This is a genomic window from Acinetobacter sp. CY05 (assembly GCF_059515805.1).
Genome location: NZ_JCAKMW010000040.1, coordinates 1 through 11,662, shown reverse-complemented (window position 1 = coordinate 11,662; position 11,662 = coordinate 1). Strand labels below are relative to the sequence as shown.

At 42.1% G+C, this 11,662-nt stretch carries 12 protein-coding genes; 5 read left to right on the top strand and 7 right to left on the bottom strand.

Annotated elements, in window-relative coordinates:
• Positions 1–86: 86 nt before the first annotated feature.
• From tnpA (AC5YCD_RS15290) to AC5YCD_RS15275, 4 genes are all read left to right on the top strand, one after another.
• Positions 87–470 (top strand): IS66-like element accessory protein TnpA, encoded by a 384-nt coding sequence (tnpA, locus tag AC5YCD_RS15290; protein WP_218999213.1) that lies wholly within the window; start codon positions 87–89, stop codon positions 468–470.
• The gene (gene tnpB / locus AC5YCD_RS15285; protein WP_164709242.1) at positions 467–802 is read left to right on the top strand and encodes an IS66 family insertion sequence element accessory protein TnpB; all 336 of its coding nucleotides are present in this window, start codon (positions 467–469) and stop codon (positions 800–802) included. The genes tnpA (AC5YCD_RS15290) and tnpB (AC5YCD_RS15285) overlap by 4 nt, the downstream gene beginning before the upstream one ends.
• Before the next feature lie 74 nt (positions 803–876).
• A complete protein-coding gene (gene tnpC / locus AC5YCD_RS15280) occupies positions 877–2,481 on the top strand; it encodes an IS66 family transposase (protein ID WP_496128784.1) in 1,605 nt (534 codons plus the stop codon).
• Positions 2,482–2,504: 23 nt separating this feature from the next.
• A complete protein-coding gene (locus AC5YCD_RS15275) occupies positions 2,505–3,338 on the top strand; it encodes an aliphatic sulfonate ABC transporter substrate-binding protein (protein ID WP_496130835.1) in 834 nt (277 codons plus the stop codon).
• Between the two features lie 10 nt (positions 3,339–3,348).
• Here AC5YCD_RS15275 and AC5YCD_RS15270 read toward each other — a convergent pair whose 3' ends face one another.
• Positions 3,349–4,155 carry a lysophospholipid acyltransferase family protein gene (locus AC5YCD_RS15270; protein WP_496130834.1) on the bottom strand — a complete coding sequence of 269 codons (807 nt, stop codon included), beginning with the start codon at positions 4,153–4,155 and terminating at the stop codon, positions 3,349–3,351.
• A gap of 93 nt (positions 4,156–4,248) precedes the next feature.
• Here AC5YCD_RS15270 and AC5YCD_RS15265 point away from each other — a divergent pair, with 93 nt between their 5' ends.
• A complete protein-coding gene (locus AC5YCD_RS15265; protein ID WP_496130833.1) occupies positions 4,249–4,995 on the top strand; it encodes a TraX family protein in 747 nt (248 codons plus the stop codon).
• On the opposite strand, the gene AC5YCD_RS15260 is transcribed toward AC5YCD_RS15265, so the two are convergent.
• From AC5YCD_RS15260 to tnpA (AC5YCD_RS15235), 6 genes are all read right to left on the bottom strand, one after another.
• The gene (locus AC5YCD_RS15260) at positions 4,992–6,191 is read right to left on the bottom strand and encodes a tyrosine-type recombinase/integrase (RefSeq protein WP_496130832.1); all 1,200 of its coding nucleotides are present in this window, start codon (positions 6,189–6,191) and stop codon (positions 4,992–4,994) included. The genes AC5YCD_RS15265 and AC5YCD_RS15260 overlap by 4 nt on opposite strands.
• Positions 6,192–6,605: 414 nt before the next feature.
• On the bottom strand, positions 6,606–7,769 hold the full coding sequence (locus AC5YCD_RS15255) for an iron-containing alcohol dehydrogenase (protein WP_496130831.1): 1,164 nt from the start codon (positions 7,767–7,769) through the stop codon (positions 6,606–6,608).
• A 27-nt stretch (positions 7,770–7,796) separates the two neighbouring features.
• Positions 7,797–9,158 (bottom strand): GntP family permease, encoded by a 1,362-nt coding sequence (locus AC5YCD_RS15250; protein WP_496130830.1) that lies wholly within the window; start codon positions 9,156–9,158, stop codon positions 7,797–7,799.
• Between the two features lie 23 nt (positions 9,159–9,181).
• Positions 9,182–10,786: an IS66 family transposase gene (gene tnpC / locus AC5YCD_RS15245; protein ID WP_496128784.1), complete on the bottom strand. Its 1,605-nt coding sequence runs from the start codon at positions 10,784–10,786 to the stop codon at positions 9,182–9,184.
• 74 nt (positions 10,787–10,860) lie between these two features.
• Positions 10,861–11,196 (bottom strand): IS66 family insertion sequence element accessory protein TnpB, encoded by a 336-nt coding sequence (gene tnpB / locus AC5YCD_RS15240; RefSeq protein WP_164709242.1) that lies wholly within the window; start codon positions 11,194–11,196, stop codon positions 10,861–10,863.
• Positions 11,193–11,576, bottom strand: a complete 384-nt coding sequence (gene tnpA, locus AC5YCD_RS15235) for an IS66-like element accessory protein TnpA (protein ID WP_218999213.1) — start codon at positions 11,574–11,576, stop codon at positions 11,193–11,195. Before tnpA (AC5YCD_RS15235) ends, tnpB (AC5YCD_RS15240) begins: the two co-directional genes overlap by 4 nt.
• Positions 11,577–11,662 lie beyond the last annotated feature (86 nt).

Here is an 11,662-nt window from a genome sequence, read left to right as displayed (position 1 = left end):
GTAAGCGTCCGCTGAACACACCTTATGAATTCATCCTATAAGCCTTAATTTAGTCCCCACTTAAAAACAAGTGGGGACTAAAATTTATGACTACAAATCACCAGACATCCATCGCATCTCTTGCGAAAAAACGAAGAACATACAGTGCTGAATTTAAACAGCAGATCGTTCAGGCTTGTAAAGCACCGGACGTTTCAATTGCTTCGGTCGCTTTGCAACATGGATTGAATACAAATCTTGTATCCAAATGGATTCGCTTAATTGATGCTAAGCCAGGGAGTGATCGCTCACCACTACCGAATAAACCTGCATTTATTGCCTTATCTTGCTCTGCACCATTAGATCCTACTCCTACTGACATGTTAAAGGTTCAAATTACTTTACCCCACTCAAAAGCAGAAATTGGCTTGAAATGGCAAGTATCAGAAATATCTGCTTTAGCAGAATTACTCAAGGCACTGGCAACATGATCCGCATTGATGAAATCTGGCTTTCTACCCAACCTCTGGATATGCGAGCAGGGATGGATACTGTCATGGCTCAGGTGGTGAGAGCCTTTGGCTACATTAAACCGCATTGTGCTTACCTGTTCTGTAATAAACGTGGCCATCGTATGAAAGTGCTGGTACATGATGGACTGGGCATCTGGCTGTGTGCCAGGCGGCTGGAACAGGGAAAATTCCACTGGGCTCAAGTTCACCAAGGTGAAACCGTGGCCCTCAACCCGGAACAGTTACAGGCATTAATCCAGGGTTTGCCCTGGCAGCGCATTGGACGACAGCAAGTGGTCACAATGCTCTAAACCAAGCTCGGTTATTCTGCTATTCTCCAAACGTTCTATTTCCTCTGCGTCATGACCTCAGGCATACTGCGATCATGAATACGCTGCCTGACTTAAGCCAACTGACCCATGAACAACTGCTGGAATTTACCCAGCAGTTGGCAATGCAGCATCAGTCTCTGGCACAATCAAATCAAGAATTAGAAAAATCAAACCAGCAATTGGATGCCAAAGTTCAGCATCTTTCTATTCTCAATCAAAAATACGAGCATGAACTGGCGCTGTTTAAAAAGCATAAATTCGGCAGTAAAAACGAACATCTCACCGCAAAACAAATCCATCTATGGGACGAAGCGGTCGAAGAAGATATCGCAGCCGTTGATCTGGAATTAGAACGATTAAATGCAGATAAAACCGATGCAGCGACACAGAAAGCCACAGTCAACAAACCTAAACGTCGACTGCTGCCAGATCATCTACACACCATCCGTATTGAGCATGAACCTGCATCAACCCAATGCAGTTGTGGCTGCCAGTTACGTCGTATCGGCGAAGATATCAGTGAAAAACTGCATTTCAGACCGGCACAGTTCTACAAGGAACAGCATGTCCGTGGCAAATGGGTCTGTGATCAGTGTGATACCCTGACTCAGCAAGCGATGCCCGCCTATGTGATTGATAAAGGTATTGCCAGTCCTGAACTGCTCAGCCATGTGCTGGTATCGAAGTATGCCGATCATTTACCGCTGTACCGTCAGCGCCTGATCTATCAGCGGGCTGGCATTGATCTGTCCAGATCCACTTTATCTGACTGGATAGGTCGCTGCGGTGTAGAACTGGAACCTCTGGCCAATGCCTTAAAACAGGTGGTGCTGCAACAGCGGGTGCTGCATGCAGATGAAACACCAGTCACCATCATGCGGATGGGTGATGATGAGAAAAAACCGAAGAAAGGTTATGTCTGGGCCTATGCCACCACACAGTACAATCCGGTTCAAGCCGTGATCTATGACTTTCAGGATAGTCGTTCAGGTCAGCATGCTGAAGCGTTCCTGAAAAACTGGCAGGGTCATCTGGTTTGTGATGATTACAGTGGTTATAAAGCACGCTTTAAATCAGGCCAGGTCGTTGAGGTGGGCTGTATGGCGCATGCGCGTCGTAAATTCCATGAACTGCATGTGACCAAAAAAAGTCAGGTCGCTGAACAGGCATTAGTGCTGATTCAGAAACTGTATGCCATAGAAGCAGAACTCAGAAAAAAGACCGATGGTACAGCAGAACAGCGCCGCGAATACCGACAACAGCATAGTCAACCGGTGATGCAACAACTGTATGAATGGCTCAACCAACATCAACTGACGGTGCCATCGAGTTCTCCCACCGCCAAGGCCATCAATTACACGCTGAAGCGTTGGCCAGCTTTAAGCCGCTATCTGGATGATGGCAATCTACCGATTTGCAATAATTGGGTAGAGAATCAGATGCGACCTTGGGCCTTAGGACGCAAGAACTGGCTGTTTGCTGGCTCGCTGCGCAGTGGCCAACGAGCTGCCAATATCATGACTTTAATCCAGTCAGCAAAGCTCAATGGCTTGGATCCGTATGCCTATTTAAGTGATGTGCTGAAAAGGCTACCGACACACAAAGTGACCCAAATTGAAGAATTACTGCCACACCGGTGGCAACCCGACCAAAATTAAAAAATAGGTATGGGGTTCAGCGGATGCTTACATTAAAGCTTATTGTGGCGAAGAAAAATCAAAGCTTTGAGCAGGCCTTCCCTGAGACAAAAATCAGTTGGAAAGAATTTCCTGCAGGTCCACAAACCCTTGAAGCATTGTCTGTAGGTGCTATTGATTTTGGCTATACCGGTGACGTACCTGTTGTATTTGCACTGGCTGCAGATAAACCTCTGCGTTATTTAGTGGCAGAACAAGCATCACGTCAAGCACATGCTCTCCTCGTTGCCAAGCACAGCCCGATCCAAAATTTACAGCAACTTAAAGCTAAGCGAGTTGGTTTAACCAAAGGCTCAAGTGCTCATTATTTTGTCTCAGAGACGCTTAAACAGGCTGGATTGAGTTGGCAAGATATTGAACCTGTTTGGTTAACCCCTGCGGATGCGCGTGCTGCACTGGATAAAAATGCCATTGATGTTTGGGCAATTTGGGAACCCTATATTAGCGCTACCGAAATTCAAGGCAATGCTAAAATTCTCTTTGATTCGAAAGCATTACCAGCTGTCTATTCTTTCTATTCAGCGCAGCCACAGTTTAAAGTGGAATACCCTCAAGCTGTCAATCAAATTAAACAAGTGCTTAATGAAACCGATGATTGGATTGAAAAAAATCCAGAGGAGACGGCACATATTTTAGCAGAGAGTACAGGACTGAGTTTAGATATTGCCCGCGCCGTGATTCAGAAGAAACCATCACCTAATCAGGTCGATGTGCCCTCATTAGAGATTATTCAGGCCCAGCAAAAAGTTGCAGATTCATTCTATCAGTTGAAACTGATTCCTAAAGCGGTCGATATTCAAGCCACAGCAGCAAAATAATGATGGGCTGTTAGATTCGTGTCAGTTGGCGCCTTAACCAAGACCAGTTGGCACGATCTTGATGACGATAGCGCTTTAAATCTGCAATCTGCTGTAAAATTTGCTGTTCAACATATGCTCGTAATTGCCATGCCGCATCTTCAGCTTGCTTAAAATCAGCGGCTTGAATACGCTCGCCAAATTGAATATATAAACGTTGTGGTTGTGGCAGAGGCAAACCCATCACCCCCGTCGCAATCGGTGGTAAAGCATCACCATCACGTAAATAAGGCTTTAAAGCATCAATTTCAAAGAGTTTCTTTGTGAGCGCATGCTGTTTCAAAGAATCTGCATCTGCATGAATGTTATAGCTTTGATTGGCACCGACTGATGCAAAAGGAATAATATCGTAATCATATTCCAATGCAAGGCGAGTAAACCCCGTTCTATTTTTCCAGAATAATTGATCTGCATCGGCTTTTCTGCGCATCACTTCACGTGAGCCACCCGGATAAACCAAAATGGATTGCCCTTGTTGCATAAGCTGGCGGCAATTTTCTGGTGTTCCTCTGACCATGCCTGCTTGAGTGAGTAAGTCTCTCCAAATTGGAAAGTGATAGTGTGCATGGTCACCTAAAGCTTTTAAGCTGACCCCCTGCTTAAGGTAAATTTCCTTCAAAATAAAAGGTAAGTCCAAAATACCAAATAAGGTATGATTACCCACAAACAAAGCGGGTCGTTCTAAGGATAAAGCTTCTTTATACAAAAAAGTAGGTCTAAAATAAGGCTCCAAAATAAAAAAAGGCAGCTTGGTCAGCACATGGGATTCTTCTGACATGGACGACATACTTCAATGTTTAAATAGGCATATTTTCGCTGACTGATCCAATATTTACTGTATGTATTTTGCATAGTTGCGATAGGTCATCACATGCGATTAAAAAACTTAGATCTGATTAAATGGGTGGCTTTAATCACGATGCTGATCGATCATTTGCGCTTTTTAAACCCAGCATCTAGTCAATTTGATCTATGGTGCTACTCTATAGGACGTTTAGCCTACCCATTATTTTTGTTTTTAATGGCTCATTATTTTTATCGTAGCAAAGATAAACATAATATTTTAGCCAGCGATCAACGTTATTTTAAAAATTTAATTGTATATGCATTTTTAAGTGAAATACCCTATCAGTTGTATTTTACAAACACACAAAGCTTAAATATATTTCCAACACTGATACTCTGTTTTATACTCTTATATGCATATGTCAGAAAACCTGTTTATGCGCCAGTTTATTTCTTTATTCCTTTGGTATTGACGCTCATTTTAAATCAAACCAAATTTTCTATACAATATGATGTGTTGGGTGTGTATGCAATTTTATGTTTTTACTTAGCTTTTTTAAATAAAAATTTAATATTTTTACCTATATTAATCAGTATTATGTTTAATTTATATCTGGTTTTTAATTTATCACATAATTTTTCATTATTATTAAATACTCAGTTATGGAAAATGAGTTTGGCTTTTATAGTGATAGTTATTCTAGGGATCTGGTTCAGTTATCAATATTTAAATCGAGAAATAAAGTTCAAGATTTCTCCAGTCAATAAATGGGCATATGCATTTTATCCTGCCCATTTACTGATTTTATTACTGATTCAAAAAATATTTTAATGCATATGCTTAGCTAAATAATCTGCCCACCATTGCATCATTTCTTGACGTTGATTTAAATATTCAGCATGGTTGTAACTACCACGTGTTTGATCTTTATCGGTATGCGACAGCTGTGCCTCAATCCAACTCGACTGAAAAAGACCTGAATCATTTAAAATTGTACTTAAGGTTGAGCGTAAACCATGTGAAGATAATTGCTCACTGCTATATCCCATACGACGGATCAGTGTGTTTAAAGTATTAAAGTGTAAAGGTTGTCCTGCTTGGCGTGGACTTGCAAATACATACTTTTCACCCGCTGACCAATCCATGGCAGATTGTATAATTTCAACTGCTTGATCAGAGAGTGGCACCAAATAATCCGGCACTTGCATACCCAAGACCACACGGCGTCTAAATTGTTTGACATGCATTGCAGGAATACGCCAGATTTTATTTTCTAAATCAAAATGATGAGGTTCTGCCGATAACAGCTCAGCACCACGCACCCCAGTATACAGCTTTAACCATAGGGCTTTTTTAACAATAGGATGAGCCTGATTTTTTTGCAGGCGTTTTAAGAATTCAGGTAAATCATCCGTTTGTAAATATGGATAATGCTGTTTAACACGCTGCTTGATAATGACTTTTTGTAAGCCGATTGCCAAGTTATAATCGGTGTAGCCCATCGCGACAGCATAATCATAAATTTGATTTAAATAGCTACACGCTTTTTTAACAGGCTCTTTTACCCCACGACTTTCGATATGACGAATCACTTGCACCAGATCAAAACGCTTTAAGCTTAAAAAGTCTCGCTCACCTAATAAAGGCAGGATGTCTTGCATTAAGGCTTTGCGTGCCAGCTCAAGTACACCTGAACGTGGACGGTCTGCTAAGGCATTTTTTTCTTTAAAGTCCATCCACTCTAGTGCAACTTTCTCAAAGCTTAACTGGCTTGAGCTAGGTTCATTTTCACTAAAGACTTGATCTTTTTTATCGTCACGGGCAAGACGTGCTTCTTTTAAAGACATCGCCGGATAAGTCCCGAGCTTTACTCGTGGTCTCTTGGTGCTATTTGGGAGTGAATAGCGATAACTCCAAGACTTATTGCCGTTCGGTTCTACTTTTAAACTTAAGCCGTCATCATCGGCCATAAAGTACATTTTATCGCGTGGTTTGGCTTGGCGTACGCGTTGTTCAGTTAAACTCATATCAATTTTAATGGTGAATACATGTGTGCAATCTAAAGCACTTTTATTAAAATAACAAGTATTAAATATGATGCGTGTAAGACGCATCATATAAATCATTAAGTGTATGTAATTAATGTTTTTTATTTATAGGTTTAATGATGAATTAACCATAGGCGTAACCCATAAAATAACCACTTATTCAGGCATTACTCCCTTACAAGCTATTAAGATAGTAAAAAGAGCGCTTTAGCGCTCAAAATATGTAGATTTTCAATGATGTAGAATTGGGCGAAAAGTTGAGATGATTTTAATGTTTGTTCATATATATTTATTTTTTTGAGTGAATTAGTATGTAAATAAATTGAAATACAGCTTCTTTAGATTCTCCCTATCCATATAGATAGGGAGAATGATTGAATAAGATTATTTTTTTTAAGAGGCCCATAGTTCTTGATAGAGTTCAATCATTTCTGAAACTTCAGGTACACGCGGGTTATTGTTTGGTGAGCCTGAAGCTAAGGCTTGTTCTGCCATCGTATTGACGACGTCATCAAAATGCTTTTTATCTACACCAAATTCAGCCAAGGTGGGGACTTGAAGTTCTTGGTTAATTGATTTTAATTCTTGGATTAATTTTTGATTGGCAATTACATCAGTATCTTCCAATGTAGCAACCCCTATCGCGCGTGCGCAATCTGCATAACGTTGTGGCGCAGCAGGGATTGAAAATTCGGTGATCATCGGTAGTAACATCGCATTGGATAGACCATGGGGTACATGAAAAAATGCACCAATAGGACGACTCATACCATGAACCAATGCGACCGATGCATTAGAAAAAGCAATTCCTGCCAGCGTTGAACCTAGCATCATATTTTCACGTGCCTGTTCATTATTGGGTTCATGGTATGCTAATTTTAAATTTGGACCGATTAAACGCATCGCTGCTAATGCCTGAGCATCACTATACAAATTCGCTTTTTGACTCACGTAGGCTTCGATTGCATGTGTTAAGGCATCAATGCCAGTATCCGCTGTGGTTCTTGGTGGTAAGGAAAGTGTTAATTCGTAATCCACAATTGCTGCAACAGGCAGGAAGCCTAAGCCAGCACAGAGCATTTTCTCACTGGTTTTTTCATCGGTAATAATCGTAAATCGAGTACATTCTGAGCCGGTGCCTGCTGTGGTGGGAATAGCAATGATGGGTAAACCAGTTTCATTGACTTGACGTGGGAATTTATAGTCACGAATTTCTCCACCAAAACGACTTAAAATACTGATCGCTTTTGCACTATCAATTGGGCTGCCCCCACCTAAAGCGATAATGGCATCATAGGGTTTGGCCTTCACGTATTCTACCCCTGCACTAATAGAAGCGGCTGTTGGTTCAGGAATGGTTTGATCAAAATAATCGCTTTCTATATGTGCTTGATTTAATACATCTCGTATGTGTTTTACATAGCCCAAGGTCACCATCATGTGATCAGTAATAATCAGCGGTCTTTTTGCTCCAAGGCTAGCTAAAATCGCAGGTAGTTGATTTCTTGAGTTTTTACCAATTTCCATAATACGCGGTAAATGAATTGTGTGAGACATAAAAATAAACCTATCTATTGTTATTGTTTAAAAAGAGCCAAATAATGTACCTAGCGTAATTACGCCAATCAGCGCAATCAGGGGGATCACCACACAAACAATAAACATATCATAATAAGATTGTTTGTGGGTTAAACCGCATAAAGCAATAATGGTAATCACTGCCCCATTATGTGGTAATGAATCTAAAGCGCCCGAAGCCATAGATGCCACTCGATGCATCAATTCTAAGGACACGCCAGATTCAAGTGCAAGATTTTTATAGGTTTCACCCATGGTGTTTAAGGCAATACTTAAGCCACCCGAAGCAGATCCAGTAATACCTGCCAAAACGTTAATTACAATAGCCTCTGAAATCAGCGGGTTATTAGGTGCAATACCGACAAGAAAATCACGCAAAATAATAAAACCGGCCAAAGATGCGATCACTGAACCATAACCTACCTCTGAAGCGGTATTAAAAATAGGTAAAAATGAAGAGGATACCCCTTGTTGGATCGAATTTCGAATATCATTCATATTTTTCCAATTGAGAATAATAATGGCGATACATGCCAAAACTAAGGCACATACAATAGCCCACAGACCCACTACAGCACTTAAAGAAGTGTTGCCAAACTTATCTGTGGCTAAATAAGCGGTATTCATTGACGGAAAAATTAATTTACTGAGCAATAAATTAGTAATAATGACCACAAAAATTGGGATAAATGCTTTGATTAAACTGGGGTCATGATGGCTAAGTTGTGGAGTAATTTGATCAGGTTCGTGATGTTTTCCATATCCCTCGCCTTGTGCTTGAGCTGAATTTACACGACGATTTAACCACCACATTCCTGTGATTAAAATAAATATGGATGCCAATACACCCAAACCTGGTGAAGCATAGAGGTCGGTGTTAAAAAATGGCATGGGGATGGCATTTTGAATTGCAGGTGTACCGGGTAAGGCTGTCATGGTAAAGGTCAGTGCACCTAATACAATCGCACCAGGAATCAAACGTTTAGGTATATTTAACTCCCGAAACAATGCGGCTGCAATCGGGAAAACAGCAAAACCAACAACAAATAATGACACACCACCGTAAGTCAAAATTGCGCATGACAATACAATTGACAGCATCGCGCGATGATGCCCTAACTTATTGACAAAAAAATGTGCAATGGTTCGAGCTGAACCTGAATCATCCATCAGTTTTCCAAAAATCGCACCAAGCAAAAATAATGGAAAATATTTGATAATATAACCGCCTAAGCCAGTCATAAAAATTTGTGAGTAAAAACCAAGTAATTCATTGCTTAGACCACTCCAAGCCACTGCAAAAAGTGCCAAAAGCGGTGCAAGTACAATGACACTAAATCCTTTATATGCTAAATACATCGTAAGCATCCGCTGAACCCCATACCTATTTTTTAATTTTGGTCGGGTTGCCACCGGTGTGGCAGTAATTCTTCAATTTGGGTCACTTTGTGTGTCGGTAGCCTTTTCAGCACATCACTTAAATAGGCATACGGATCCAAGCCATTGAGCTTTGCTGACTGGATTAAAGTCATGATATTGGCAGCTCGTTGGCCACTGCGCAGCGAGCCAGCAAACAGCCAGTTCTTGCGTCCTAAGGCCCAAGGTCGCATCTGATTCTCTACCCAATTATTGCAAATCGGTAGATTGCCATCATCCAGATAGCGGCTTAAAGCTGGCCAACGCTTCAGCGTGTAATTGATGGCCTTGGCGGTGGGAGAACTCGATGGCACCGTCAGTTGATGTTGGTTGAGCCATTCATACAGTTGTTGCATCACCGGTTGACTATGCTGTTGTCGGTATTCGCGGCGCTGTTCTGCTGTACCATCGGTCTTTTTTCTGAGTTCTGCTTCTATGGCATACAGTTTCTGAATCAGCACTAATGCCTGTTCAGCGACCTGACTTTTTTTGGTCACATGCAGTTCATGGAATTTACGACGCGCATGCGCCATACAGCCCACCTCAACGACCTGGCCTGATTTAAAGCGTGCTTTATAACCACTGTAATCATCACAAACCAGATGACCCTGCCAGTTTTTCAGGAACGCTTCAGCATGCTGACCTGAACGACTATCCTGAAAGTCATAGATCACGGCTTGAACCGGATTGTACTGTGTGGTGGCATAGGCCCAGACATAACCTTTCTTCGGTTTTTTCTCATCATCACCCATCCGCATGATGGTGACTGGTGTTTCATCTGCATGCAGCACCCGCTGTTGCAGCACCACCTGTTTTAAGGCATTGGCCAGAGGTTCCAGTTCTACACCGCAGCGACCTATCCAGTCAGATAAAGTGGATCTGGACAGATCAATGCCAGCCCGCTGATAGATCAGGCGCTGACGGTACAGCGGTAAATGATCGGCATACTTCGATACCAGCACATGGCTGAGCAGTTCAGGACTGGCAATACCTTTATCAATCACATAGGCGGGCATCGCTTGCTGAGTCAGGGTATCACACTGATCACAGACCCATTTGCCACGGACATGCTGTTCCTTGTAGAACTGTGCCGGTCTGAAATGCAGTTTTTCACTGATATCTTCGCCGATACGACGTAACTGGCAGCCACAACTGCATTGGGTTGATGCAGGTTCATGCTCAATACGGATGGTGTGTAGATGATCTGGCAGCAGTCGACGTTTAGGTTTGTTGACTGTGGCTTTCTGTGTCGCTGCATCGGTTTTATCTGCATTTAATCGTTCTAATTCCAGATCAACGGCTGCGATATCTTCTTCGACCGCTTCGTCCCATAGATGGATTTGTTTTGCGGTGAGATGTTCGTTTTTACTGCCGAATTTATGCTTTTTAAACAGCGCCAGTTCATGCTCGTATTTTTGATTGAGAATAGAAAGATGCTGAACTTTGGCATCCAATTGCTGGTTTGATTTTTCTAATTCTTGATTTGATTGTGCCAGAGACTGATGCTGCATTGCCAACTGCTGGGTAAATTCCAGCAGTTGTTCATGGGTCAGTTGGCTTAAGTCAGGCAGCGTATTCATGATCGCAGTATGCCTGAGGTCATGACGCAGAGGAAATAGAACGTTTGGAGAATAGCAGAATAACCGAGCTTGGTTTAGAGCATTGTGACCACTTGCTGTCGTCCAATGCGCTGCCAGGGCAAACCCTGGATTAATGCCTGTAACTGTTCCGGGTTGAGGGCCACGGTTTCACCTTGGTGAACTTGAGCCCAGTGGAATTTTCCCTGTTCCAGCCGCCTGGCACACAGCCAGATGCCCAGTCCATCATGTACCAGCACTTTCATACGATGGCCACGTTTATTACAGAACAGGTAAGCACAATGCGGTTTAATGTAGCCAAAGGCTCTCACCACCTGAGCCATGACAGTATCCATCCCTGCTCGCATATCCAGAGGTTGGGTAGAAAGCCAGATTTCATCAATGCGGATCATGTTGCCAGTGCCTTGAGTAATTCTGCTAAAGCAGATATTTCTGATACTTGCCATTTCAAGCCAATTTCTGCTTTTGAGTGGGGTAAAGTAATTTGAACCTTTAACATGTCAGTAGGAGTAGGATCTAATGGTGCAGAGCAAGATAAGGCAATAAATGCAGGTTTATTCGGTAGTGGTGAGCGATCACTCCCTGGCTTAGCATCAATTAAGCGAATCCATTTGGATACAAGATTTGTATTCAATCCATGTTGCAAAGCGACCGAAGCAATTGAAACGTCCGGTGCTTTACAAGCCTGAACGATCTGCTGTTTAAATTCAGCACTGTATGTTCTTCGTTTTTTCGCAAGAGATGCGATGGATGTCTGGTGATTTGTAGTCATAAATTTTAGTCCCCACTTGTTTTTAAGTGGGGACTAAATTAAGGCTTATAGGATGAATTCATAAGGTGTGTTCAGCGGACGCTTAC

Bases quoted from the DNA above. Each gene is read 5' to 3' on its own strand.
- tnpA (WP_218999213.1), top strand. From the start codon at position 87: ATGACTACAAATCACCAGACATCCATCGCATCTCTTGCGAAAAAACGA.
- tnpB (WP_164709242.1), top strand. From the start codon at position 467: ATGATCCGCATTGATGAAATCTGGCTTTCTACCCAACCTCTGGATATG.
- tnpC (WP_496128784.1), top strand. From the start codon at position 877: ATGAATACGCTGCCTGACTTAAGCCAACTGACCCATGAACAACTGCTG.
- AC5YCD_RS15275 (WP_496130835.1), top strand. From the start codon at position 2,505: ATGCTTACATTAAAGCTTATTGTGGCGAAGAAAAATCAAAGCTTTGAG.
- AC5YCD_RS15270 (WP_496130834.1), bottom strand. From the start codon at position 4,155: ATGTCAGAAGAATCCCATGTGCTGACCAAGCTGCCTTTTTTTATTTTG.
- AC5YCD_RS15265 (WP_496130833.1), top strand. From the start codon at position 4,249: ATGCGATTAAAAAACTTAGATCTGATTAAATGGGTGGCTTTAATCACG.
- AC5YCD_RS15260 (WP_496130832.1), bottom strand. From the start codon at position 6,191: ATGAGTTTAACTGAACAACGCGTACGCCAAGCCAAACCACGCGATAAA.
- AC5YCD_RS15255 (WP_496130831.1), bottom strand. From the start codon at position 7,769: ATGTCTCACACAATTCATTTACCGCGTATTATGGAAATTGGTAAAAAC.
- AC5YCD_RS15250 (WP_496130830.1), bottom strand. From the start codon at position 9,158: ATGCTTACGATGTATTTAGCATATAAAGGATTTAGTGTCATTGTACTT.
- tnpC (WP_496128784.1), bottom strand. From the start codon at position 10,786: ATGAATACGCTGCCTGACTTAAGCCAACTGACCCATGAACAACTGCTG.
- tnpB (WP_164709242.1), bottom strand. From the start codon at position 11,196: ATGATCCGCATTGATGAAATCTGGCTTTCTACCCAACCTCTGGATATG.
- tnpA (WP_218999213.1), bottom strand. From the start codon at position 11,576: ATGACTACAAATCACCAGACATCCATCGCATCTCTTGCGAAAAAACGA.